The sequence below is a fragment of the Rhodococcus sp. NPDC003322 genome (genome assembly GCF_053589555.1).
Map to the genome: position 1 here is coordinate 610,619 of NZ_JBSFSC010000004.1, position 24,213 is coordinate 634,831.

Genomic DNA, 24,213 nt, shown 5'->3' on the forward strand with positions numbered 1-24,213 from the left:
ATTAGTAACTCGACCGCTTGTAACCCAAACAGGGGCTGATCAGGAGCAGGGGAGTGACGACGGCGACGACTGCCGCGCGGAGGGCTGTTGCGTTCATGGCGGACTTCTTCGATGGTGCCGGTGCTGTATGTCAACCTTGCGCCCGAGCATGCGGTCGCACAACCTCGGGCGGCCGGTGACGTTCCCGGCGCCCCGTGCCCGCGGTCCGGGCGTCGATGGGTCCGAGAGCGCCTATCCGAGGGCGTCGGACGGCAACCACTCGGCCCCGAACAGTTCTGCGATCGCACCCAGCGCACTCGTGTCGCCGTCGACGGACGCTGCTGTCACGAGCAGGCGCTGGACCATCGTCGTGGCGGCCTCCTCCTCGATGGTTCCCTCGCTGTAGAGCAGGAACCACGGGCACACCTGGTGGTCGCGATGCGCGCGGCCGACCGTCTGGCGCGCGGCGATCCCGGAATACCGCGGCTGGTGGAACAATCCGATCCGCGGAGTCGCTGTCGCCCGGGTCCCGTCGGAGAGATGCTCGTTCGCGTGCAGGCTGATCGCGGTGGTCGCGGTGAACACACAGACCGACGCCTGCCCGCGTTGGAAACGCAGCCTCTGCTCCTCGGCGTCGGTGCGCCCACCGAAGATCCGCGCGACCGGGATTCCCCGGTTCTCGAGTGCATCGGCGATCGGATCGGCTGCGGTGGACACCATCTCCGCCGCGACGAGCACCTGATAGCCGCGCGCGACGTAGGCTGCGGCGAGGTCGACGGTGTGTGGCACCCGGATCATTCCGGCCTTCTGTCGGAATCGGAGCAGTGCGGCCAGGCCGCGCGCGGTGTCGGATCCTGTGCGCGCCAACCCCATTTCGCGCCGGAACTCGCCCCACTGCAGGTCGTATTGTTCCTGCTCGTTGGGGGTCAGTTCGACGCCGAGACCGTCGATCGGGGCGGGCCCCCAGGGGGAGTCGCGGTGGATCATCAGTGGCGGGTCGTGTTCGGTGAGCCACCTGCGCACCGTGTCGACTGCCTCGGCCTGCAATGACACCTGCTCCTTCGCCTCGGTCGACCACTGCCAGGTGCCGAATGTGCGGGCGAGCGGGAGGCCGGCGCGTGCGAGCCGGGCCCCGAGGTCGTCCCACTCGGACGGGTCCTCGCCATGGATCTGCGCGAAAAGAGAGGACAGATAACGCCATTCGCCGGGGTGGTGGCCGGGTGTGGCGGTGGCGGCGATGAGGAACGGTGCCTTCGCGGGCGCCGCGAGCATCTTCGTGATGCGGCGCATGTAGTCGGTGCGCTGCGAGTCTCTCCGGAAGTTCTGCGCCTCGTCGGCGACGACCACGTCGAAGGAGAACTTCGGCCGGCCGTTGGCCGCGATCAGCTTCTTCAACTGATCGGGGGAGCAGATCAGCCATCGGTGCCCTCCGTCGCCGACCGCCGCGATCGTCGACCGCCATGACGGGACGGTGATCGCGGTCGGACGATCGACGATCACCAGGACACTGGTTCCGGCACGCTGGTCGAGGACCGCCTGCGCCCCGAGGACCGCGGAGATAGTCTTGCCCATCCCCACATCGTCGAACAGTGCGATTCCACGCATCCCGTGCCGTGCCGCGTCCGCGATCGCGCGCGCCGCCGACAGCTGTTCGGGCCGCGGAGTCTTGGGTGCGGCCGTCGCCGACGAACCCCGAGTCCCGTTGAGGTCGTCCTCCATCCACTGCTGGTAGCTGTAGGGCTTGGCCGCAAACGGTGCCAGGGATACCGGAAGGTGCTGTCCGACGTAGACGTGGCAGCGCAGCTTCTTGTTCCAGGTCGCGCCGGGAGCACTGACCCGGTGCGGGACGTCGAGCATCCACACTCGCTCGCCGGGGCCGGGCACCGGGACGGCCTCGGAGGGAGTGGTCTTGCGCGAACTCTTCTTCGCCGGACGACGGCGGGTGGTGGCCAAGGTCGGGCTCCTACGCGGCGCGCTGGGTAGGCAGCGTGTGGGTCGGAGGCGGCGCGTCGGTCATCCAGAGATCCTGGCACGCCGTGATCGTGCGCCCGACTCGAGGTTCGGGGACGAGTGTGATCCGACGTTCCCGCGACGGCTGATGACGGGCGAGTGGAAGGCCGTGGACACGGTCGTGCCTTCGGCGACATCCGCACTTCCCAAACCCGTGGAGTCCCCGCCGCATCCGCCGCGCACTCGACGCCCGCGACTGCGGCTGCGCCCCACAAGCTGGTCCGGCGCCCCTCCTGACCGAAGTCCCGCTGAGTCAGCTCACTCCCTGCATCATGTCGATGTACTGCTGCGGCAGCTGATCCTCGGTGAGCTTCTCGATGCGCGACGGGCCCGAGTGGTACGAGTCCTCGCCCAGGATCTTGCCGTCGGCGTCGACCGGCCAGATGATGAGCTGACGGAACTCGATGAGGTACGCGGCGTCCGGATCATCGATCGGGAAACCGAGGTGCGCGGCGTACGAGCCGGGGTAGATCTGGCGCAGGTAGCCCTCGGTCAGCAGTCCCTCGTCGTCGACGTAGAGGCGATCGATGGCGAACTCGAGGACGTTCGACTTCGACGCGACGAAGTCGGCGTAGTACTTGCGGACACCCTCGGTGGTCTTCGGGCCGACATCGTGGCCGTCGTTCCAGAAGTGGTAGTCCGGGTTCGGCGCGAGCGTCGCCATCAGACCGTCCAGGTCCGGCTTGGCCTCTTCCTTCATGTGCTCGAGCACGATCTCCAGAACCCGGCGGTGGCGGGCGTTCGTGGTGCGCGCGAGCCGCTCCTCGAGGGGCTTCCAGGTAATGGTGGGATCGACGATGGCCACGGATGGTCTCCTTGAGTTCAGATCGAGATCCCGCGGGCTGTGCGGGTCATTGGATCTTCTGTTGCCGGGGTCACGCGCGTCTCCCGACACTTGTCGGTAATCGGGATCACTGCTGCCGACAGGAGTCGGTTCCATCACATGGAACGGCCGCCCGGTCCGTTCTAGACGGCACCGGAGGAGCTGAGGGCCATCCGGCGGACCGTCAACGCGAGCATCGCCGTGAATCGGTCGATCGGATCGTCCAGGTCCCAGTCCATGTACTCGGAGATCGTCGCCAGCCGGGCGGCGACGGTGCTGTGGTGCACATGGAGCTCGGCCGCCGTGCGCCGCAGCGACCCGAACACGAAGAATGCTTCGGTGGTCGCGACGGCCTGCGCACCAGACGGCGTCGCGGCCAGCTCCTCGATGCGCAGCAGCGTGGGATTGCGCCGGATGGTGTCGACGGGAATCTCGGCGAGCAGCTCGAAGATGTGCAGCCGCTCGTAGGCGACGACGCGGCGGCCCTGCGTGGTGGACGAGGTGAACTGCAGGCACCGCACCGCCTGCTGCCACGACGTGGGTGCGTTGAGTGCATCGCCGAGGCTGCCGATGCCGACCCAGGGCCCGGGGTCGGCGTTCGGCGCGAAGGGGGCCGGAAAGGCTTGGGCGATGGCGGCTTCCATCCGTTCGGCGAGCTGTCGCACCTCGTCCGTCGGATGGTAGAGCAGCGCGGTCAGCTGCCCGATCCGGATCCGGCGATGGGCGGCGCCGCCCAGGGCGTCCACGACCACCCGCGCGGACGAGGAGCCCGGCCGGGTCGACAGGGCCAGGACCTGCAGGGGCCGCTCGGTGTCGAGGCCCAGCAGCCGCAGGGCGCGCGCTCGGGCCTGCGGACTCTCCTTGTCCGACAGCACGATCTCGGCGAGCGCGGGGTCGTCGATCTGCCCTTGTCGATCGTTGCGGGCCCGCTCACACTGGCGCTGCAGCGCCCAGGTCAGGCGGTCGATCAGGATGGTCTCGAGTGGATGCGGCGAACCCTCGCGCTCGACACGGATGGCCGGCTCGCCGTTGAGCCAGGTGACCGCGACTGTGCCCTCGGCGAGATCGCAGGCCGCGTCGATCAGCTCGGCCTCCGACGCGGCCGAGTGGTCGAGACGGTCGAAGTAGCGCACCACGGCCAGGGCAGATTCCGGGGTAGGGGGCAGTTCGCTCAGTCGCACGTCGTCACTTCTGCTTGGGCGGCAACGACCGGCTGTAGTCCGCGCCGCGGTCCACCCACTCGGACAGCTGCCGCTCGATGCGAATGGCCTCGTCGCCGATCCGCAGCCATCCGGTCATCTCCCGACCACGCATCACCACAGGTTCGACATGCTTGCGCGACAACAGCTTCTCCCCGGTGTTCGGGTCGACGCGGACCATCAGCCCGCCCTGGCCGCTGGCGGCGACCGCCATGTTGCCGTTGACGAGAAACGCCAATCCGCCGAACATCTTCCTCTCGGTGATCCCCCGCTGACCGCTGAGGCACTCGCGGATGCGGTCGGCCAGGTCCTCGTCGTACGCCATGGGCCGATTATGCGCCGCCGTCGGGTCTCTCGACACCGTCGTCAGCGGGTCGGCGACCAGCTCGATACTTCTCACGCTGCCGATGTACCAGGAACGTTGCACAGATGGCTTTGGCCTCCCGGGACCGCCAACGACGCCCGCAGCAGCATCTGCGTGATCCGGCTCCCGCAGCCACCACCAGACGGATCACCACGACCCACTCGTTGGTTGTGTCGTCCGTCGGAGAACCTTGACGGGTTCGCCCGGTGGCGGACACACCGGTGGGTGTCCTTCCAACGGTTCGACGGTTGGAGTGGTCGCTGGAACCCGCGAGTTGACACCCGCGGTTTCCCCCGCTGGCCCCGCAAGAGGCGCCGTGGGACAGGTCGGAAACAAGAAGACCCCTGTTGTCCAGGGGTTTCGTGGTGCCCTCGGTGAGACTCGAACTCACACTGCACGGGTTTTGAATCCGTTTCCTCTGCCAATTGGGATACGAGGGCTGGTGCGGATACCGACTGTAGATGATCCGTTCGTCACGTCAAGCACCGGTACCCTGCAAGGGGCTGTCCGACGGCTGGAACGATCGTGTCGGCAGTTGGCTGCCGAACGAAGGGAGAGGCCGACGATGAACGATCCGGTCGGGCAGGAGCGCCGTCCGGCGTCACGCCGTGTTGTGGTGGCCGAGGACGAGGTGCTGATCCGGATGGACCTCGTCGAGATGCTCCGCGAGGAGGGCTACGACGTGGTCGGCGAGGCCGGCGACGGGCAGCGTGCCGTCGAACTCGCCGAGGAGTTACGCCCCGACCTGGTGATCATGGACGTCAAGATGCCCCGCCGCGACGGGATCGACGCGGCGTCCGAGATCGCGGCGAAACGCATTGCGCCGGTGGTGATCCTGACGGCCTTCAGTCAGCGTGAACTCGTCGAACGGGCCCGGGACGCCGGCGCCATGGCGTACCTGGTCAAGCCGTTCTCCAAGGCGGATCTGGTGCCCGCCGTCGAACTGGCCGCCAGCAGGTTCTCGGAGATCTCCGCCCTCGAGGCCGAGGTCGCCAGCCTCACCGAGCGTTTCGAGACCCGCAAGCTCATCGAGCGGGCCAAGAGTGTGCTGATGACGTCCCAGTCGCTCACCGAACCGGAGGCGTTCAAGTGGATCCAGCGCGCCGCGATGGACCGGCGCACCACCATGAAGGTCGTCGCGGAAGTGATCCTCGAAACCCTCGGCGGACGGTGAACACTGCGCTACCGGCGTGTTTCCGCCGCCGCTCCCGCTGACCGCGCGGTTCGCCGGGCGTCGGTGCGTTCGGCCTGTTCGGGGCCTGTCGATCCTCTCCGCCCTCGCGCGCCGGGTGCGTTTGCCGGTCGGTAACGCTCGAAACACGAATCCCGCCACGTCGATTCATTGCGGTGCAAGGAGATAGCGGCGACGCTATGTTCTCTCCGAAGCTGGCGTGGTCGGCACCTGACGACCCGTCGGAGAGCGCAGAGAACGGGAGGTGGACCGTGCATCGTCGTGCAGCGCGAGGCGCGTTGGTTCTGGGAGTCGCCGCAACCCTCGCCGTGGCGGGTTGTAGCAGCAAGTCGACCGACAGTGGATCGTCCGGGACCGGCACCGGTGCGGCCGGCAGTGGCTTGAGCATTCAGCCGCAGGTACTTCTCGACGCGGCAGGCGCCGAGGTCTCGTCCACGGACGTCACCGACGCCGCCGACCCGGCCGGCAGCGGCAACGCCACCTGCCAGGGGGTGTCCATCGCGATGGCCGGCGCGCTGACCGGCGCCAACGCGGCCCTCGGTCAGAACATCCTCTACGGCGCGAAACTGGCGCTCGACAAGCACAACAAGAACAACCCGAACTGCCAGGTCGAGATCAAGCAGTTCGACACCGAGGGCGACCCGCAGAAGGCCACACAGGTCGCACCGAACATCGTCAGCGACCAGTCCGTCATCGGACTGCTCGGTCCGGCGTTCTCCGGCGAGACGAAGGCCACCGGCGCGGTGTTCAACCAGGCCGGGTTGCCGTTCCTCACCGCGTCCGCAACGAACCCGACGCTCACCGAGAACGGCTGGACCACCTTCTTCCGCGGTCTCGGCAACGACAACAGTCAGGGCTCGGTCGTCGCGAAGTATCTGACCGGCACCCTCGGCAAGCAGCAGGTCTGCGTGATCCAGGACGACTCCGATTACGGCGTCGGCCTCGCACGGGTGGTCACCGAGAGCCTCGGGCCCGCCGCCGACCCGGCCTGCTCGGCGAGCGTGAAGACCGGTCAGAAGGACTTCTCGGCGACCGTCGCGCAGATCAAGGGCGAGGACCCGGACGCGGTCTGGTTCTCCGGGTACTACGCGGAGGCCGCACCGTTCGTGACCCAGTTGCGGGAGGGGGGTGTCACCGCGCTGTTCAGCTCCGGTGACGGCACCAACGATCCCGAGTTCGTCAAGCAGGCCGGCGAGTCCTCCAAGGAGGCGATCCTGACCTGCCCGTGCATCCCCGCTCCCGACGCCCTCGCCGAGCAGTACGAGGCGCTCAACGGGCAGGCGCCCGGCGTCTACTCCGTCGAGGGCTACGACCTGACCACGATCATGCTCGCCGCGATCGACTCCGGTGTGAAGGACCGTGCAGGCATGCTCGACTTCGTCCGCAACTACAACGGCCAGGGTGTCGGCAAGCGCTACCAGTGGAATGCTCAGGGTGAGCTCGCGAACGCGCTCATCCAGATCTACGAGGTCAAGTGACCGTCGGCCGACCGGGCACGTTCGCGGTGCCCGGTCGGCCGTCGTAGCCGACCTTCCTCCACACCAGTGAACGAGAGACCGCGATGATCGCGACCGCACTCGCCGACTCGACCGCCCTGTACTCGGGCAGCGTCGACCTCCTCGCCGGCAACATCGACTTCAACATCGAAGGACTGACGAAGAGCTTCTGGCAGTTGACCGTCGACGGCCTGAGCTACGGCGCCATCTACGCGCTCGTCGCCATCGGATACACCCTCGTCTACGGTGTGCTGCGCCTGATCAACTTCGCGCACTCCGAGATCTTCATGCTCGGGCTGTTCGGCCAGTACGTGGCGCTGCAACTGCTCGGGTTCGCCCCCAGCGGCAACGTGTACAACGAGGGCGTCGTGATGACCGTCGTGTTCCTCGGCCTTGCCATGATCTTCGGCATGGCGGTCTCCGGCACCGCCGCGGTCGGCCTCGAACGGGTCGCCTACCGCCCGCTGCGCCGACGCGGCGCCAAACCCCTCGTCTTCCTCATCACGGCGATCGGAATGTCGTTCGTGATCCAGGAATTCGTGCACTACGTGCTGCCGAAGATCTGGCCCGGCCTGGGCGGCACCAACGCGCAGCAGCCGATCAAGCTGGTACAGCCGGTCGAGGTGTTCTCGATCGGCGGGGCATCGGTCACGAACGTCACGTTGGTGATCATCGTCGCCGCGCTGGTGCTGACCGCCGCAACGGACATGCTGATCAACCGCAGCAAGTTCGGCCGCGGTATCCGAGCCGTCGCCCAGGACCCCGACACTGCCACGCTGATGGGCATCTCCCGGGAACGGGTCATCATGCTCACCTTCCTGATCGGCGGACTCCTCGCCGGCGCCGCCGCGATGCTCTACGCGCTGAAGATCCCCTCCGGGATCATCTACAACGGCGGATTCATCCTCGGTATCAAGGCGTTCTCCGCAGCCGTCCTCGGCGGCATCGGCAACCTGCGCGGCGCCCTGATCGGTGGACTCCTGCTCGGGCTGATGGAGAACTACGGGCAGGTCGTCTTCGGTACGGAATGGCGCGACGTCGTCGCGTTCGTGCTGCTGATCGCGGTGCTGATGTTCCGGCCGACCGGGATCCTCGGCGAGAGCCTCGGGAGGGTGCGGGTATGAGCGTCGACGAGGCGACCGCCCAGGCGCCCGGGCGGAACAGCGGCGGTACCGCCCGAGGCCGCGGTGTCGGTGACGCGATCCGGGAGTGGTGGAACGGGCTCGCCCGGCCGATGCAGTGGCTGGTCGGTGTTCCCCTGATCGCGCTGATTGCGATCCTGCCGGTGTGGCGGCCGCCGCTGTTGGACACCCCGGGCACCGACTTCGGCGGTGTGATGGCCCAATTCGCGATGGTCGCGCTCATCGCGATCGGGTTGAACGTGGTGGTCGGCCAGGCGGGGCTGCTCGACCTCGGATACGTCGGCTTCTACGCCGTCGGCGCCTACACCGTGGGGTTGCTGACCAGCCCGAACAGTCCGTGGAACAAGATGGGCACCAGCGCCTTCTTCTCCACCGACTGGGCATGGCTGTCGTGTCTTCCGCTCGCGGTCGCGATCACCGCGATCACCGGCCTGATACTCGGCACCCCGACCCTGCGACTACGCGGCGACTACCTGGCGATCGTCACACTCGGGTTCGGCGAGATCGTCCGGTTGCTCGCCGACAACCTCACCGACGTCACCAACGGCGGTCAGGGCCTGTCCCAGATCGCCTACCCGCACGTCGGCGAGTCGGAGGCGAATCCGTACGGGGTGTTCTCCGCCGGCAACACCGGCGGCAACGTGAACTCCGGCGTGTGGTGGTTCTGGGTCGGCATGGCGATGGTGATCGTGGTGCTGCTGATCGTCGGCAACCTCGAACGCAGTCGCGTCGGCCGGGCCTGGGTGGCGATCCGGGAGGACGAGGACGCCGCCGAGATGATGGGGGTGCCCACCTTCAAGTTCAAGCTCTGGGCGTTCACGATCGGCGCCTCGATCGGTGGGCTGTCGGGAGCGCTGTACGCCGGGCAGGTGCAGTTCATCAACCCGACCGGCTTCAACGTCATCAACTCGATGCTGTTCCTGTGCGCGGTCGTCATCGGGGGCCAGGGCAACAAGCTCGGGGTCATCGTCGGTGCGTTCATCATCGTGTACCTGCCGAACCGCGCGATGTCGATCCACGTCGGCGACCAATCGCTCGGCGACTACAAGTACCTGTTCTTCGGACTCGCGTTGGTGATGCTGATGATCTTCCGGCCCCAGGGCCTGTTCCCGGCGCGTCAGAAACTGCTCGCCTACGGCAGGCAGGTCTACCAGGCGGTGCGCAGGCCTGCCACCCGGACGGAACCGGCGACCGACGGAGGTGCGCGGTGACCGCGGGACCGGGCGCCGGCGACGCGATGTTCGACAACGAGGACATGGCGGCGCAGATGGCGCCCGAGACGGACGTCCCGACAGCCGGGGTGGTGGACGTCGCCGCACTCGACCCCGCCCTGGTCGATCCCGACGCAGTCGCGGAAGTCGTTGCCCCGCAGCGAGACATCCGGGTCGAAGAGGGTTCGGCCCTGCTGCGCACCGACGGGTTGACCGTGAAGTTCGGTGGCCTCGTCGCCCTCGACGACGTGAGCTTCGAGATCCGCCGCGGCGAGATCCTCGGACTGATCGGTCCGAACGGCGCAGGCAAGACCACCTGCTTCAACGCCATCACCGGCGTCTACAAGCCGTCCGCAGGCTCGGTGACCTTCGACGGCAGGCCGCTCACCGCGTCATCCCCCCGTCGCTTCGCTCGCCCCAGGGCGACCAAGCGCAACGAGATCACCCGGCTCGGGATCGCCCGCACCTTCCAGAACATCCGGCTGTTCGGCGAGATGACGGCGCTCGAGAACGTCGTCGTCGGCACCGACGCGCGGCACCGGACCTCGGTGCCCGGTGCGATCTTCCGCACCGCCCGGCACCGGCGCGAGGAACACGACGCCGTCGAGCGCGGAATGGCGCTGCTCGAGTTCGTCGGCATCGCGCCGCGGGCGGTGGAGAAGGCCCGCAACCTCTCCTACGGCGACCAGCGCCGGCTGGAGATCGCCCGGGCGCTCGCCACCGAACCGAAACTGCTGTGCCTGGACGAGCCCGCCGCCGGGTTCAACCCCAGCGAGAAGGCCGCGTTGATGGACCTGATCCGCAAGATCCGCGACGACGGCTTCACCGTGTTGCTGATCGAACACGACATGCGACTGGTGATGGGGGTTACCGACCGGATCGTGGTGCTCGAGTTCGGCCGCAAGATCGCCGACGACCGGCCCGCCGCGATCCGGGAGAACCCGGCCGTGGTCGCCGCCTACCTGGGGGTTCCCGACTGTGAACCAGCCTGATCCGAATCCAGTCGTGGAGGCCGCGCCTCTGCTCGAGGTCGCCGACATGGTGGTGAGCTACGGCAGGATCCGCGCGCTGCACGGCATCTCGCTGCAGGTGCGCCGGGGCGAACTGGTCACCCTGCTCGGCGCCAACGGGGCGGGCAAGTCCACCACCATGCGGGCGCTGTCGGGGCTGTTGCCGCTGGGCGGCGGCCGGATCGTGTTCGACGGCCGGGACATCACCCACGTCAAGGCGCACGAGCGGGTCGGGCTCGGCGTGGTGCAGGTACCGGAGGGGCGCGGGGTGTTCCCCGGGATGACCGTGCAGGAGAACCTCGACATGGGTTGCTATGCACGCACATTCGACAGCAAGGCGGAGTACGCGCAGCGGCTGGACTGGGTGTTCGAACTGTTCCCACGGCTCGGGGAGCGCCGTTCGCAGGTCGGGGGCACGATGTCCGGCGGCGAGCAGCAGATGCTCGCGATCGGGCGAGCGCTGATGGCCCGGCCACGGCTGCTGATGCTCGACGAACCGTCGATGGGGCTGGCGCCGATGGTGATCGCCCAGATCTTCCGGATCATCGCCGAGATCAACGCCCAGGGGACCACGATCCTGCTCGTTGAACAGAACGCCCAGCAGGCGCTGCGCCGCACCGACCGCGCGTACATCCTCGAGACCGGGGAGATCACGAAGACCGGGACCGGCGCCGAACTGCTCGCCGACCCGGCGGTCAAGCACGCCTACCTCGGTGTCGGGTGACGCGCGTGCGGTGTCCGTTGCCATCGTGTCGGGGTCGCTCCCTAGACTCACTGCGGTGAGCCCGACAACGTCTCCCGCATCCCACCTCGACCCCACCGTCGCCGATTCCGGCGACAAGCCGACGCTGCTGCTCCTCGACGGACACTCGCTGGCCTACCGTGCGTTCTTCGCCCTGCCTGCAGAGAACTTCAAGACACACAGCGGGCAGACCACCAACGCGGTGTACGGGTTCACCTCCATGCTGATCAACCTGCTGCGTGACGAGCAGCCGACGCACGTGGCGGCCGCCTTCGACGTGTCCCGGCAGACGTTCCGTGCGGAGGCGTTCCCCGAGTACAAGGCGAACCGCGCGAAGACCCCGGACGAGTTCAAGGGGCAGGTCGAGATCACCAAGGAGGTGCTCGGCGCGATGGGCATCCCGGTGATGGCCGAGGCGGGCTTCGAGGCCGACGACATCATCGCCACCCTGACCACGCAGGCCACGGAGCAGGGCTTCCGGGTGCTGGTGTGCACCGGCGACCGGGACTCGCTGCAGCTCGTCACGGACGACGTGACGGTCCTCTACCCGCGCAAGGGCGTCTCGGACCTGACCCGTTTCACGCCGGCCGCCGTCGAGGAGAAGTACGGCCTCACCCCGCGGCAGTACCCGGACTACGCGGCGTTGCGAGGGGACCCGTCCGACAACCTGCCGGGCATCCCGGGAGTGGGGGAGAAGACCGCGGCCAAGTGGATCCGGGAGTACGGCTCCCTGACCGATCTGGTGGACCGGGTCGACGAGGTGCGCGGCAAGGTGGGCGACTCGCTGCGCGCGAACCTGTCGTCGGTGGTGATGAACAGGCAGCTCACCGAGATGGTGCGCGACGTTCCGCTGCCCTACACCCCGGAGCAGCTGGCGCTCGCGCCCTGGGACCGGGACAAGATCCACGCGCTGTTCGACGACCTCGAGTTCCGTGTGCTGCGGGACCGCCTGTTCGACACCCTTGCGTCCGCCGAACCCGAGGCCGAGGAGGGCTTCGAGGTGCGCGGCGGTGTCCTGGCACCCGGCGAGGTCGCGGGCTGGCTCGACGCCCACGTGCGTGACGGGGCCCGCGCCGCGCTGTCCGTGGTTGGGGCAGGTACCCCCTACGGCGGCGACGTCACCGCCGTGGCGATCGCGGCCGCGGACGGGGAGGGCGGCTACGTGCTCGCGTCCACCGTCACCGAGGAGGACGAGACAGCGCTCGCGGCGTGGCTCGCCGACGCCGACGTGCCGAAGGCACTGCACGAGGCCAAGGCCGCGATCCACGCCCTGCGTGGTCGCGGCTGGACGCTCGGCGGGCTGACGAGCGACACTGCGCTCGCCGCGTACCTCGTGCGGCCCGGTCAGCGCAGCTTCAACCTGGACGACCTGTCGTTGCGCTACCTCAAGCGGGAGCTGCGGGTCGAGGACGGCGGCGAGGCGCAGCTGTCGTTGCTCGACGACGAGGACGACGCCGAGGCGAAGGCCGCGGAAACCGAGATCCTCCGGGCCCGTGCGGTTCTCGACCTGGCCGCCGCCTTCGACACCGAACTCGCCGCGATCGAGTCGGCGCGACTGCTCACCGACCTCGAACTGCCGCTGCTCGGTGTCCTCGCCGACGTCGAGGGCACCGGCATCGCCGTCGACACCGACCACCTGCACGATCTGCAGTCCACGTTCGCGGACCGGGTCGCGGCGGCCGCGAACGCCGCCTACGAGGTGATCGGCGAACAGATCAACCTCGGCTCGCCGAAGCAGCTCCAGGTGGTGCTGTTCGAGAAGCTCGAGATGCCGAAGACGAAGAAGACCAAGACCGGGTACACCACGGACGCGGCGGCGCTCGAGTCGCTGTTCGAGAAGACCGAGCACCCGTTCCTCGAGCACCTGCTCGCACACCGGGACGCGACCCGGCTCAAGGTCACCGTCGACGGCCTGCTCAAGTCCGTTGCGGACGACGGCCGCATCCACACCACGTTCAACCAGACCGTCGCCGCGACCGGACGCCTGTCCTCGACCGAGCCGAACCTGCAGAACATCCCCGTCCGCACCGACGCCGGACGCCAGATCCGCGACGGATTCGTCGTCGGCGCAGGCTACGAGTCACTGATGACCGCCGACTACAGCCAGATCGAGATGCGCATCATGGCGCACCTGTCGAAGGACGAGGGTCTGATCGAGGCGTTCAACACCGGTGAGGACCTGCACAGCTTCGTCGGTTCACGTGCGTTCGGGGTGCCGATCGAGGAGGTCACCGCCGAACTGCGACGCCGCGTCAAGGCGATGTCGTACGGCCTGGCCTACGGCCTGAGTGCCTACGGGCTGGCGCAGCAGCTCAAGATCTCCACCGAGGAGGCGAAGTCGCAGATGGACGCCTACTTCGCCCGGTTCGGTGGGGTGCGCGACTACCTGCACGAGGTGGTCGAGCAGGCCCGCAAGGACGGCTACACCTCGACGCTGTTCGGTCGCCGCCGCTACCTGCCGGACCTGAACTCCGACAACCGGCAGCGCCGCGAGGTCGCCGAACGTGCCGCCCTCAACGCCCCCATCCAGGGCACTGCCGCCGACATCATCAAGGTCGCGATGATCGACGTGCAGGCCGCGCTGCGCGAGTCGGGCCTGCGGTCCCGGATGCTGCTGCAGGTGCACGACGAGCTGGTGCTCGAGGTCGCCGCCGGCGAGCGGGAGGCGGTCGAGGCGCTGGTTCGGGAGAAGATGGCCGGCGCGATCGAACTGTCCGTGCCGCTGGACGTCTCGGTCGGGGACGGCCGCAGCTGGGACGCGGCGGCGCACTGATGACGGGAGAACTCTGACGATGGCGGTGCTCGTCTGCTTCCATGCCCACCCCGACGACGAGGTGTTCATCACCGGCGGGGTCATCCGGCAGGCCTCCGACGCCGGTCACCGCGTCGTGCTGGTCACCGCCACCGACGGGGCGCTCGGTGAGGTGCCCGACGGGATCCTGACCCCGGGGGAGACCCTCGCGCAGCGCCGCCGCGCCGAGCTGGACCGGTCCGCTGCCGCGCTCGGAGTGCACCGCGTCGTCCCGCTGCACTACCGCGACTCCGGGATGGCGGGCACCGACGACAACACGCACCCCGACGCGTTCTGCAACGTCGACGTCGAGGTCGCGGCGGGACGACTGGCCGAGGTGCTGGCCGAGGAGTCCGCGGACGTGGTCACGATCTACGACCCGAACGGCGGCTACGGGCACCCCGATCACATCCAGGTCCACCGGGTCGGCGTCCGCGCCACCGAACTGGCCGGTGTGGACCGCGTCTACGAGGCGGCGGTCAACCGCGACCACATGAAGCGGATGATCGCCGCGAACCCGGCCTGGTCGGAGGAGGCGCAGCCGCCGGACGTCGACACCTTCGGCCTGCCCGAGGACCAGATCACCACGGTCGTGGACGTCTCCGGCCAGATCGACTCCAAGCGGGCGGCGATGCTCGCGCACGCCACCCAGGTCGGCGATTTCGGACCGTTCCTCGCGATGCCCGTGGAGCAGTTGCGCTCCGCCTTCGGTCTCGAGTGGTTCCGCCGTCGTGGCATGCCCGGCGGCTACACGGAGACTGCGCTCGCCCTGTGACGCGTGCCCCGTGACCGGGGCTCGGCAGACGACATCGGCCCCGTGACGGCGAACGTCACGGGGCCGATGTCGCTGGTGGACTACGCCTCCTGCTGCGCGGCGATCTGCTTGCGCACCTCGTCCATGTCGAGGGCCTTGACCTGGGTGACCAGGTCCTCCAGCGCTGCCTGCGGCAACGCGCCGGGCTGCGAGAACACCAGGATGCCCTCACGGAACGCCATGATCGTCGGGATCGAGCGGATGTTCGCGGCCGCGGCCAGGCCCTGTTCGGCCTCGGTGTCCACCTTGCCGTGCACCACGTCCGGGTGTGCCTCCGAAGATGCCTCGAAGGTGGGGGCGAACTGGCGGCACGGGCCGCACCACGACGCCCAGAAGTCGACCAGCACCACGTCGCTGCCGGTGACGATCTCGTCGAAGTTCTGCTGGGTCAGGGTCTGGGTAGCCAAGGGAAATCCTCTCTCCGCCGGCGCCGGGGCCGGGTGGGTGCAGCCTGCGCTGCCGTCGAGCGGTTCAACGCACGACCGTCGCCCATTCTTCCCGACCGCTTCCGGAACTCCCGGTTGCCGCGACCCGAGGCCGCCGTCGACACCGGTCAGGCGATGCGCCATTCCCGTTTCGCGTCGCCGTCCCATCGGCGGATCCCGTCCGCCTTGCCGGAGCTGTGCGCAGGCGTCAACAGGTTCACCGCCGGCCCTATCTCGTCCGGGAACACCCGTCGGGCGAGGGTGATGTGCGGGGTCCAGTCGCCGGGGTGGATGTGCGCGGGGATGCCCGGACTCGCGTGCAGTACCCGAAAAATGCTCCGCTGCAACGCCAGCAGTCCGGCCGTGGGAATCACCAGATACGACAGGGTCTTTCGGTGCCCTCCGAAGATCACCACGCCGCCGAGTGACAGCCGCAGGTCCGGGGCGGCCAGCTGCTGTTGCAGCAGCAGATCGGTTTCCGGCTCGATGTGCTGGGCCACCGCGAGGGTGATGTGTGGCCGGTTCGTCGACTTGCGGACGACGTCCTGGCTCGGTAGCGCGGCATCGGACAGTCGCCTCCACTCCCGGCGAATCGCCGTGTCGAGGTCGGCGTCGAGCAGCAGTTCCACGGACTGCACCATGCTGAGCAATGATGGTCGGGTGAACCCCTCGAGCGCAATCACACGCGAGCCGACGCGCCTGGGTCTGCTCGTCGGCGACGGCATCGGCCACGAGATCGTGCCCGCCACCCGGCGGATCGTCGACACCGCCGTCGCCGCCGCCGGCGAGCCCCCGATCGAGTGGGTCGAGCTGCCGATCGGCGAGGGCGCGATCTCGTCCCACCGCACACCGATCCCCGACGAGACCCTCGACGCACTCGAAGGGCTGGACGGCTGGGTGCTCGGCCCACACGACAGCGCCGCCTACCCCGAGCGGTTCCGTGGGACCCTGACGCCGGGCGGCACCATCCGCAAACGGTTCGACCTGTTCGCCAACATCCGCCCCGCCCACGCCTTCGCCGGGATCCGGGCCACCGTGCCGGACATGGACCTGGTCATCGTCCGCGAGAACACCGAGGGCTTCTACGCGGACCGCAACATGCACACGGGCAGCGGCGAATTCATGCCGACGCCCGATGTCGCACTCGCCGTCGCCGTGTTCACCCGCAGGGCCTGCGAGCGGATCGCCCACACGGCCTGCGAACTCGCCGCCAGTCGTCGCGGACGGCTGACGGTGGTGCACAAGACCAACGTGCTGGCGCTGACCACCGGACTGTTCCGGGACGTGTGCGTCGAGGTCGCCGACCGGTACCCGGGCGTGCACGTGGACACCGAACATGTCGACGCGATGGCCGCGCACCTGGTCCGGCGTGGCGCCGACTTCGACGTCGTGGTGACGGAGAACATGTTCGGCGACATCCTGTCCGACCTGGCGGGGGAGTTGTCGGGGTCGCTCGGCACCGCGCCGTCCCTGAACGCCTCTCGGACGCAGGCGATGGCACAGGCGGCACACGGCGCCGCCCCCGACATCGCCGGGCGCAACCGCGCCAACCCGACCGCGCTGATGCTGTCGGCGGCGATGCTGCTCGACTGGCTGTCCGCCCATCGCGAAACCGGCGAGCCCGGTGACACCGGCGGCGGCACCGGCCGGCTCGGCGGCGGTGACACCGGCGGGCTGGCGCGGGCGGCCGGGCGCATCCGGCGCGCCGTCAGCGACACCCTCGCCGCCGGCGTCGCGACCGCCGACCTCGGCGGCCTGGCGTCGACGGCCGAATTCACCGAAACCGTGGGCGCGCGAATACTGCGGCGGTGACCGGCCTGCCAGTACGCTGCGAAGGGTGCGGTCCTCGCCGGCGGGTGTGACGACGTCGGTGCGTCGATTCCCCCGGCGCGCCCGGTCTTTCGGTGTCCTGGTCGCCGTGCTGATCGCGGTCACCGGCTGCGTGCACAACAGCGAGGGTCTGGTCCCGCCCGAGACGGTCCACGTGGACCGGGTCGACGAGATCGCCGCACAGGTGCCGCCGCAGGTCCGCGACAGCGGCAGGCTGAAGATCGGCGTGAACGTCCCGTACGCGCCCAACGAATTCAAGGACGAGAACGGCAACATCGTCGGGTTCGACGTCGACCTGATGAACGCGGTCGCCGCCACCCTCGGGCTGCGCGCCGAGTTCATCCAGGCCGACTTCGACAAGATCATCCCGGCCGTGCAGGCCGGCACCTACAACGTCGGGATGTCCTCGTTCACCGACACCCTCGAACGGCAGAAGACGGTGGACTTCGTCGACTACTACACCGCCGGCGTCCAGTGGGCCCAGCGCACCGGTGAACCGGTCGACCCCAACGACGCCTGCGGGCTGCGGGTCGGGGTGCAGACCACCACCACCGAGGACATCGACGAGGTGCCCGCCAAGAGTGAGGCCTGCGTCGCCGCCGGGAAGCAGCCGATCGCGAAGATCAAGTACGACAGCCAGGACGACGTGTCCAACGCGCTGATCCTGGGCCGCATCGATGCCATGTCGGCGGACTCCCCGGTGACCGCGTACGCGATCAAGCGCAGCGACGGCAGGCTCGAAAACGCGGGGGAACAGTTCGACTCGGCGCCCTACGGGTGGCCGGTGGCCAAGGGTTCGCCGCTCGCGCCGGTGCTGGCGCAGGCGCTGCAGCACCTCATCGACACCGGCGCCTACAAGCAGATCGCCGACAACTGGGGAGTCGGCTCGGGCACCGTCACCACCGCGCAGATCAACAGCGCGACGAGCTGACCCGGGTCACGGCAGGAAGGCGGAGGGCAATGGCACAGGACACGGCATCCGAACCCGCGCTCGCGGACGAGCCCGAACCGATCCGCGCGATCCCGCTCCGCCATCCCGGCCGCTGGATCGCCGCCGTCGTCGTGGTCGTGCTCGTCGCCCTGTTCGTCTACGGCGCCGCCACGAACGAGGCTTTCGCCTGGGACGTCTACGGCCGGTACCTGTTCGACGCCCGGATCACCGAAGGAGCCCTGCGGACCATCGAACTGACCGTGCTCGCGATGCTCATCGCGGTGGTGCTCGGGGTGATCCTCGCGGTGATGCGCCTGTCGCCGAATCCGGTGCTGCGCACCGCGGCGTGGGTGTACCTGTGGATCTTCCGCGGCACGCCGGTGTACGTGCAGTTGGTGTTCTGGGGCCTGTTCCCGTCGATCTACAAGAACGTCGCCCTCGGCGTGCCGTTCGGCCCACAGTTCGTGCACTTCGACCTCCAGGACCTGCAGGCCGCGTTCCTGTTCGCCGTCGTCGGACTGGGACTCAACGAGGCCGCGTACATGGCCGAGATCGTGCGCGCCGGAGTCGGTTCCGTCAGTGAGGGGCAGACCGAGGCGTCGACCGCGCTCGGCATGTCCTGGGCGCAGACGATGCGGCGCACCGTGCTGCCGCAGGCGATGCGGGTGATCATCCCCCCGACCGGCAACGAGCTGATCAGCATGCTCAAGACCACCTCGCTGGTCCTCGCCGTGCCCTACACGGGCGAGTTGTACGGGCGGGCCAGGGACATCTCCGGAGCCAACTTCCAGCCGATCCCGCTGCTGCTCGTCGCCGCCACCTGGTATCTCGCGATCACGAGCATCCTGATGATCGGGCAGTTCTACCTCGAACGGCACTACTCGAAGGGCCTGTCCCGGGTGCTCACGGCACGGCAACTGCAGGCCCTCGCGGATGCGCAGGCCGGGATGCCCGCCGGGCCGGGCGGCGGACAGGGAGGATGACCATGACTACTGCACCGACGACACCGATGGTGAAGGCCGACCGGGTGTGCAAGAGCTTCGGGGCGCTGAAGGTGCTGCGTGGGGTCACCCTCGAGATCGACCGCGGGCAGGTGCTGTGTCTGGTCGGGCCGTCGGGGTCCGGCAAGTCGACCTTCCTGCGCTGCATCAACCACCTCGAGCAGGTCAGCGCCGGGCGGCTCTACGTCGACGGCGAACTGGTCGGCTATTCCGAGCGCGGCGGCAAGCTCTACGAACTGCAGCCGCGGGCCGCGGCGCGGCAACGGCGCGACATCGGGATGGTGTTCCAGCACTTCAACCTGTTCCCGCACCGCACCGCGCTGGAGAACGTCGTCGAGGCGCCGATGCTCGTGAAGAAGGTGCGACGCAAGGACGCCCACACCCGGGCGATGGACCTGCTCGACCAGGTGGGGTTGGCCGCCAAGGCCGACGCATACCCGGCGCAGTTGTCCGGCGGTCAGCAGCAGCGGGTCGCGATCGCCCGGGCGCTGGCGATGGATCCGAAGCTGATGCTCTTCGACGAGCCGACCTCCGCGCTCGACCCCGAGTTGGTCGGCGAGGTGCTCGGCGTCATGAAGAACCTCGCGAAGGAGGGCATGACGATGGTCGTCGTCACCCACGAGATGGGATTCGCCCGCGAGGTCGCCGACCAGCTGGTGTTCATGGACGGCGGCGTTGTCGTCGAGTCCGGTGAGCCGCGGGCGATGCTGGCCGACCCCCGGCACGAGCGCACCAAGGCCTTCCTTTCCAAGCTCCTCTGACCGCCGTCGCCGCCGAGTGAACGGAAGCGTTCAGTCGATATCGACCGGATGTTCCGTTCACTCGGCTCGCTTTGCTATCGTAGTGATATCACTTCGATAGCAAAGGGTGGATCGATGGAGCGTAGGGCTTTCCGACTGAACGGGTTCGCGGTACTGCTGGCGCTGACCGTGGCGACCCTGATCGCCGCGGGACTCGTCCTCGCCGGCCTGCTCCTCGACACGACGATCGCCGTCCGGATCGTCTGCTGGGTCGTCGCCGGGCTGCTGGGTCTCGTGATCGCCGTCATCGCAACGGGATTCACGATCGTCAATCCGAACGAGGCGCGGGTGATCCAGTTCTTCGGACGCTACTTCGGGACGGTCTCGGACGACGGATTCAAGTGGGTGGTCCCACTGAGCATGAAGCGCCGGGTGACGCTGCGGGTTCGCAACTTCGAAACGTCCAAGCTCAAGGTCAACGATGCGGTCGGCAACCCGGTCGAGATCGCCGCGGTCGTGGTCTACAAGGTGATCGACAGCGGCAAGGCGATCTTCGCGGTCGACGACTACGAGGAGTACGTCGCGATCCAGTCGGAGGCGGCGGTGCGGCACCTGGCCACCACCCATCCCTACGACACCACCATCGTCCCGGCCGATTCCGAGGCCGCCGACGCCACCAGCCTGCGCGACGGCGCTCAGGTCGCCGCCGAACTGACCGCCGAACTGCGGGAGCGCACCGAACTCGCGGGCATCGAGGTCGTCGAGGCCCGCATCACGCACCTGGCGTACGCGCCGGAGATCGCGCAGGCCATGCTGGTGCGGCAGCAGGCCGCGCAGGTGGTCGCGGCCAGGGCGATGATCGTCGAGGGCGCGGTCGGGATGGTCGGGATGGCGCTGGACCGCCTGGCCGAACAGTCCGTCGTCGAACTCGACGAGGAGCGCCGCGCCGCGATGGTGTCGAACCTGCTGGTTGTCCTGTGCGGGGACAAGGCGACCCAGCCGATCGTCAACACCGGCACCCTCTACGCCTGACCATGGCCGACGCGGACGAGGGATCGGCGACCCGGTCCAGGCCCGAGCGCAAGAAGGTGTTGCTGCGGCTGGACCCCGCCGTCTACGACGCGATCGCGAAGTGGGCGGCCGACGACCTGCGCAGTGTCAATGCGCAGCTCGAATACGCGCTGCGGCGCGCCCTCGATGCCGCGGGACGCTCGCCCCGCACGAAGGACTGACAGGCGTCTCGGCGGGAGGGGCGGGTCAGGCAGGCTTGTGGCAGACGAAGATGGCGGTGCCGGGGAACAGTTGCCCGCGCAGGGGGCTCCACTGTCCCCACTCGCGGTCCAGCCACTCGGGCCAGTCCGGCTCGACGATGTCGCGTAGTTCGAGGCCGGCCGCGACGATCTCCCGAACCCGGTCGCCGATCGTGCGGTGGTGCTCGACATAGGTCGGAACGCCGGCCTCGTCGACCTCGACGTACGGGGTCCGGTCGAAGTAGGGGATCGTCGCGGTCAGCCCGCCCGGGCCGGGATCGTCGGGGAAGATCCACCGGATCGGGTGGTTCACCGAGAACACCCACCGGCCACCCGGCCGCAGCACCCGCGCGACCTCGCGCATCACCAGGGCGGAGTCGGCCACGAACGGCACCCCGCCGAAGGCTGAGCAGGCGATGTCGAAGCTGGCATCGGCGAACGGCAGCGCCTCGGCGCCGGCCTGCACCAGCGGTACCCGCGGGCCACCGCGTGCCATCGCGGCGAGCCCGCGCTCGAGCATGCCGCGGGAGACGTCGAGGCCCACGGTCCGCGCACCCTGCCCGGCCAGCCAGCGCGCGCACGGTGCCGATCCGCAGCCGATCTCCAGCACGTCGCGGCCGGCGACGTCGCCGAGCAGGTGCACGTCGCCCTCGTGCAGGCCCTCCGGGCACCACACGAACTCACCGCCTGCCGAGTCGACGCCGAGGAACTCGCCGTGTGTGCGGTGGTAGTCGGCGGAGTCCGCGTCCCACCAGGCACGACTGGCGCGCTCGCTCTGGGCGGAGTCCACGCGCTGGCGGCTGAACCCGGCGGTGCCGAGGACGGCGTTGGCGGCGGCGTGGCGATCGTCGTCCGTGGTTTCGGGTGTGTCGGAATGCTCGGTCATCTCGACCTGCACGGTAGCGCGCCCGGCGCCTCGCGGTGCCACCCGGGTTTGCCCAGCTAGCATCGGGTCGCGTACCCTGATCCACGCGAGTGTCTGCCGTGCGGCATCTCTAGGGGGTCGTCGGCGGTCGTTCGTGGTCCGACAGAACACCATCAACCGATTGCCTATCCCTCCGGAGCACTTCACCAAATGCCCTCCACCACCGTCACCTCGCCGCAGGTAGCCGTCAACGACATCGGCTCTGCCGAGGATTTCCTCGCCGCCATCGATGCCACGATCAAGTACTTCAACGATGGCGACATCGTCGAAGGCACCATCGTCAAGGTCGATCGCGACGAGGTGCTGCTCGACATCGGTTACAAGACCGAAGGCGTCATCCCGTCCCGTGAGCTCTCCATCAAGCACGACGTCGACCCCAACGAGGTCGTCTCCGTCGGCGATGAGGTCGAAGCCCTGGTCCTCACCAAGGAGGACAAGGAAGGGCGCCTGATCCTGTCGAAGAAGCGCGCTCAGTACGAGCGTGCCTGGGGCACCATCGAGGAGCTCAAGGAGAAGGACGAGGCCGTCAAGGGCACCGTCATCGAGGTCGTCAAGGGCGGCCTGATCCTCGACATCGGGCTGCGCGGCTTCCTGCCTGCCTCGCTCGTCGAGATGCGTCGTGTCCGTGACCTCCAGCCGTACGTCGGCAAGGAGATCGAGGCCAAGATCATCGAGCTCGACAAGAACCGCAACAACGTGGTCCTGTCGCGTCGTGCGTGGCTCGAGCAGACCCAGTCCGAGGTCCGCAGCGAGTTCCTGCACCAGCTCCAGAAGGGCCAGGTCCGCAAGGGCTTCGTGTCCTCCATCGTCAACTTCGGCGCGTTCGTCGATCTCGGCGGTGTCGACGGCCTGGTGCACGTCTCCGAGCTGTCCTGGAAGCACATCGACCACCCGTCCGAGGTTGTCGAGGTCGGCAACGAGGTCACCGTCGAGGTTCTCGACGTCGATCTGGACCGCGAGCGCGTCTCCCTCTCGCTCAAGGCCACCCAGGAAGACCCGTGGCGTCAGTTCGCCCGCACCCACGCGATCGGTCAGATCGTGCCGGGCAAGGTCACCAAGCTGGTTCCGTTCGGCGCGTTCGTCCGCGTCGAGGAGGGCATCGAGGGCCTCGTCCACATCTCCGAGCTGGCCGAGCGCCACGTCGAGGTGCCGGACCAGGTTGTGGCCGTTGGCGACGACGCGATGGTCAAGGTCATCGACATCGACCTGGAGCGTCGCCGGATCTCGCTGTCGCTGAAGCAGGCGAACGAGGACTACAACGCCGAGTTCGACCCGTCGAAGTACGGCATGGCCGACAGCTACGACGAGCAGGGCAACTACATCTTCCCCGAGGGCTTCGACCCCGAGACCAACGAATGGCTCGAGGGCTTCGACAAGCAGCGTGAGGAGTGGGAGTCCCGCTACGCGGAGGCCGAGCGTCGCCACAAGATGCACACCGCTCAGATGGAGAAGATGGCTGCCGACGAGGCCGCCGAGGCGGCGGCCGGTGCGTCGGGCGCCAACTACTCCTCCGAGTCCGGTGCCACCGAGGGCCAGACCACCGGCTCCACCGAGGCCGCGGGCTCGCTGGCCAGCGATGCCCAGCTCGCCGCGCTGCGCGAGAAGCTGTCCGGCAACGCGTGACGTGATCGCCCGCTAGTCGGGTGGTGACCAGAAGGCCCCGGTCCTGTTCGCAGGACCGGGGCCTTCGACGTGCTCGGGCCGGGTGGGTCGGAGCCACGACAACGGGCGGGGGAGCCGCTCAGCCGCCCTGAGCGGCGATCATGTCGTCCAGCATCGCCGCCCGTTCGTCCAGGTCGTGAGCGGTGGGACTCGCCGCGTCCGGGAGATCGCGCCGCAGGTCGTCCTGCGTGGTGACGACCCAGGACGAGCGCTGCTCGGCCTGGTCCTTCGAGTAGACCCTGGTCTCGCCCTCCTCCAGGACCAACGTGGCACCGGGCACGGTGCTGGACAACAGTGTGCGCAGGTCATCGGCTGTGACAGTCATGTACTCACGGTAGAACCGGCGGGCCGAGGCCGCATCCCACGAAGGGGCACGAACGACGGCGACCCCACCCGCTCGCGGGTGGGGTCGCCGTCGTTCGGCCGATTGGGGCTCGGGTCAGTTCGCGGTGGCGGCGCCGGCGGCCCAGGTACCCTGCATCTCCGCGGTGCGCTTGCGGATCGATGCGAAACTGTGGCGAGCGGGGCTGAGCATCTGCGTGAACCAGTTGCGGTGGTGTTCCTGCAGGGCGGCGGCCACCTCGGGGATCAGGATGCAATGCACCCCGTCGACCATGCCAAGACGGTGCCGACCAGGCTGGGGAGAAGTGCTGCGCATGGTGTTCCTTCATCTCGA

At 68.5% G+C, this 24,213-nt stretch carries 24 protein-coding genes and 1 tRNA gene; 15 read left to right on the plus strand and 10 right to left on the minus strand.

Features of this window, described 5'->3' with window-relative positions:
- Nucleotides 1-231: 231 nt before the first annotated feature.
- The 5 genes from ACWDUM_RS19175 to ACWDUM_RS19195 all read right to left on the minus strand — a co-directional run bounded on the left by ACWDUM_RS19175 (nt 232) and on the right by ACWDUM_RS19195 (nt 4,815).
- Nucleotides 232-1,932 (minus strand): DEAD/DEAH box helicase, encoded by a 1,701-nt coding sequence (locus tag ACWDUM_RS19175; protein ID WP_450135148.1) that lies wholly within the window; start codon nt 1,930-1,932, stop codon nt 232-234.
- Between the two features lie 310 nt (nt 1,933-2,242).
- A complete protein-coding gene (locus ACWDUM_RS19180; protein ID WP_450135149.1) occupies nt 2,243-2,794 on the minus strand; it encodes a nuclear transport factor 2 family protein in 552 nt (183 codons plus the stop codon).
- A 161-nt stretch (nt 2,795-2,955) separates the two neighbouring features.
- Nucleotides 2,956-3,993 (minus strand): PucR family transcriptional regulator, encoded by a 1,038-nt coding sequence (locus ACWDUM_RS19185; protein WP_450135150.1) that lies wholly within the window; start codon nt 3,991-3,993, stop codon nt 2,956-2,958.
- 4 nt (nt 3,994-3,997) lie between these two features.
- A complete protein-coding gene (locus tag ACWDUM_RS19190) occupies nt 3,998-4,336 on the minus strand; it encodes a TfoX/Sxy family protein (protein WP_450135151.1) in 339 nt (112 codons plus the stop codon).
- Nucleotides 4,337-4,738: 402 nt separating this feature from the next.
- Nucleotides 4,739-4,815: transfer RNA gene (locus ACWDUM_RS19195), tRNA-Leu, on the minus strand.
- 125 nt (nt 4,816-4,940) lie between these two features.
- Between ACWDUM_RS19195 and ACWDUM_RS19200 the strand changes: the two genes are divergently transcribed.
- The 8 genes from ACWDUM_RS19200 (at nt 4,941) to ACWDUM_RS19235 (ending at nt 14,734) form a co-directional block, all read left to right on the plus strand.
- On the plus strand, nt 4,941-5,549 hold the full coding sequence (locus ACWDUM_RS19200; RefSeq protein ID WP_450115496.1) for an ANTAR domain-containing response regulator: 609 nt from the start codon (nt 4,941-4,943) through the stop codon (nt 5,547-5,549).
- A 269-nt stretch (nt 5,550-5,818) separates the two neighbouring features.
- Nucleotides 5,819-7,045, plus strand: a complete 1,227-nt coding sequence (locus ACWDUM_RS19205) for a branched-chain amino acid ABC transporter substrate-binding protein (protein ID WP_450115495.1) — start codon at nt 5,819-5,821, stop codon at nt 7,043-7,045.
- An 83-nt stretch (nt 7,046-7,128) separates the two neighbouring features.
- Nucleotides 7,129-8,187, plus strand: coding sequence for a branched-chain amino acid ABC transporter permease (locus ACWDUM_RS19210; RefSeq protein WP_450135152.1), 1,059 nt, complete (start codon nt 7,129-7,131; stop codon nt 8,185-8,187).
- Nucleotides 8,184-9,416 (plus strand): branched-chain amino acid ABC transporter permease, encoded by a 1,233-nt coding sequence (locus tag ACWDUM_RS19215; protein WP_450135153.1) that lies wholly within the window; start codon nt 8,184-8,186, stop codon nt 9,414-9,416. Before ACWDUM_RS19210 ends, ACWDUM_RS19215 begins: the two co-directional genes overlap by 4 nt.
- Nucleotides 9,417-9,442: 26 nt before the next feature.
- Nucleotides 9,443-10,408: an ABC transporter ATP-binding protein gene (locus ACWDUM_RS19220; RefSeq protein ID WP_450135221.1), complete on the plus strand. Its 966-nt coding sequence runs from the start codon at nt 9,443-9,445 to the stop codon at nt 10,406-10,408.
- 46 nt (nt 10,409-10,454) lie between these two features.
- The gene (locus ACWDUM_RS19225) at nt 10,455-11,150 is read left to right on the plus strand and encodes an ABC transporter ATP-binding protein (protein ID WP_450135222.1); all 696 of its coding nucleotides are present in this window, start codon (nt 10,455-10,457) and stop codon (nt 11,148-11,150) included.
- A gap of 55 nt (nt 11,151-11,205) precedes the next feature.
- Nucleotides 11,206-13,941, plus strand: a complete 2,736-nt coding sequence (gene polA, locus ACWDUM_RS19230; RefSeq protein WP_450135154.1) for a DNA polymerase I — start codon at nt 11,206-11,208, stop codon at nt 13,939-13,941.
- 19 nt (nt 13,942-13,960) lie between these two features.
- Nucleotides 13,961-14,734, plus strand: coding sequence for a PIG-L family deacetylase (locus ACWDUM_RS19235; RefSeq protein ID WP_450115490.1), 774 nt, complete (start codon nt 13,961-13,963; stop codon nt 14,732-14,734).
- Nucleotides 14,735-14,814: 80 nt separating this feature from the next.
- Here the strand turns inward: ACWDUM_RS19235 and trxA are convergent, their stop codons facing one another.
- Together trxA and ACWDUM_RS19245 are read right to left on the minus strand one after the other, a co-directional pair.
- Complete coding sequence (gene trxA, locus ACWDUM_RS19240) at nt 14,815-15,180, minus strand: thioredoxin (protein WP_450135155.1); 366 nt, start codon at nt 15,178-15,180, stop codon at nt 14,815-14,817.
- A gap of 146 nt (nt 15,181-15,326) precedes the next feature.
- On the minus strand, nt 15,327-15,839 hold the full coding sequence (locus ACWDUM_RS19245) for a 2'-5' RNA ligase family protein (RefSeq protein ID WP_450115488.1): 513 nt from the start codon (nt 15,837-15,839) through the stop codon (nt 15,327-15,329).
- On the opposite strand from ACWDUM_RS19245, the gene ACWDUM_RS19250 reads away from it, so the two are divergent.
- The 6 genes from ACWDUM_RS19250 (at nt 15,838) to ACWDUM_RS19275 (ending at nt 20,932) form a co-directional block, all read left to right on the plus strand.
- Nucleotides 15,838-17,010, plus strand: coding sequence for an isocitrate/isopropylmalate dehydrogenase family protein (locus ACWDUM_RS19250; RefSeq protein WP_450135156.1), 1,173 nt, complete (start codon nt 15,838-15,840; stop codon nt 17,008-17,010). The genes ACWDUM_RS19245 and ACWDUM_RS19250 overlap by 2 nt on opposite strands.
- A 58-nt stretch (nt 17,011-17,068) precedes the next feature.
- On the plus strand, nt 17,069-17,959 hold the full coding sequence (locus ACWDUM_RS19255; RefSeq protein ID WP_450115549.1) for an ABC transporter substrate-binding protein: 891 nt from the start codon (nt 17,069-17,071) through the stop codon (nt 17,957-17,959).
- Nucleotides 17,960-17,988: 29 nt separating this feature from the next.
- Complete coding sequence (locus ACWDUM_RS19260; RefSeq protein WP_450135157.1) at nt 17,989-18,942, plus strand: amino acid ABC transporter permease; 954 nt, start codon at nt 17,989-17,991, stop codon at nt 18,940-18,942.
- A gap of 26 nt (nt 18,943-18,968) precedes the next feature.
- A complete protein-coding gene (locus ACWDUM_RS19265) occupies nt 18,969-19,721 on the plus strand; it encodes an amino acid ABC transporter ATP-binding protein (protein WP_450115547.1) in 753 nt (250 codons plus the stop codon).
- A 114-nt stretch (nt 19,722-19,835) separates the two neighbouring features.
- Nucleotides 19,836-20,732, plus strand: a complete 897-nt coding sequence (locus tag ACWDUM_RS19270) for an SPFH domain-containing protein (protein WP_450135158.1) — start codon at nt 19,836-19,838, stop codon at nt 20,730-20,732.
- A 2-nt stretch (nt 20,733-20,734) separates the two neighbouring features.
- A complete protein-coding gene (locus ACWDUM_RS19275; protein ID WP_450135159.1) occupies nt 20,735-20,932 on the plus strand; it encodes a hypothetical protein in 198 nt (65 codons plus the stop codon).
- 25 nt (nt 20,933-20,957) lie between these two features.
- On the opposite strand, the gene ACWDUM_RS19280 is transcribed toward ACWDUM_RS19275, so the two are convergent.
- Entirely contained in the window at nt 20,958-21,836 is an 879-nt protein-coding gene (locus ACWDUM_RS19280) for a class I SAM-dependent methyltransferase (RefSeq protein WP_450135160.1), read from the minus strand.
- Between the two features lie 189 nt (nt 21,837-22,025).
- Between ACWDUM_RS19280 and rpsA the strand changes: the two genes are divergently transcribed.
- Nucleotides 22,026-23,498: a 30S ribosomal protein S1 gene (gene rpsA, locus ACWDUM_RS19285; protein ID WP_450115483.1), complete on the plus strand. Its 1,473-nt coding sequence runs from the start codon at nt 22,026-22,028 to the stop codon at nt 23,496-23,498.
- A 118-nt stretch (nt 23,499-23,616) separates the two neighbouring features.
- Here the strand turns inward: rpsA and ACWDUM_RS19290 are convergent, their stop codons facing one another.
- Both ACWDUM_RS19290 and ACWDUM_RS19295 read right to left on the minus strand, forming a co-directional pair.
- Nucleotides 23,617-23,862 carry a hypothetical protein gene (locus ACWDUM_RS19290; RefSeq protein ID WP_450115482.1) on the minus strand — a complete coding sequence of 82 codons (246 nt, stop codon included), beginning with the start codon at nt 23,860-23,862 and terminating at the stop codon, nt 23,617-23,619.
- 114 nt (nt 23,863-23,976) lie between these two features.
- A complete protein-coding gene (locus ACWDUM_RS19295) occupies nt 23,977-24,153 on the minus strand; it encodes a hypothetical protein (protein ID WP_450116425.1) in 177 nt (58 codons plus the stop codon).
- Nucleotides 24,154-24,213: the final 60 nt, after the last annotated feature.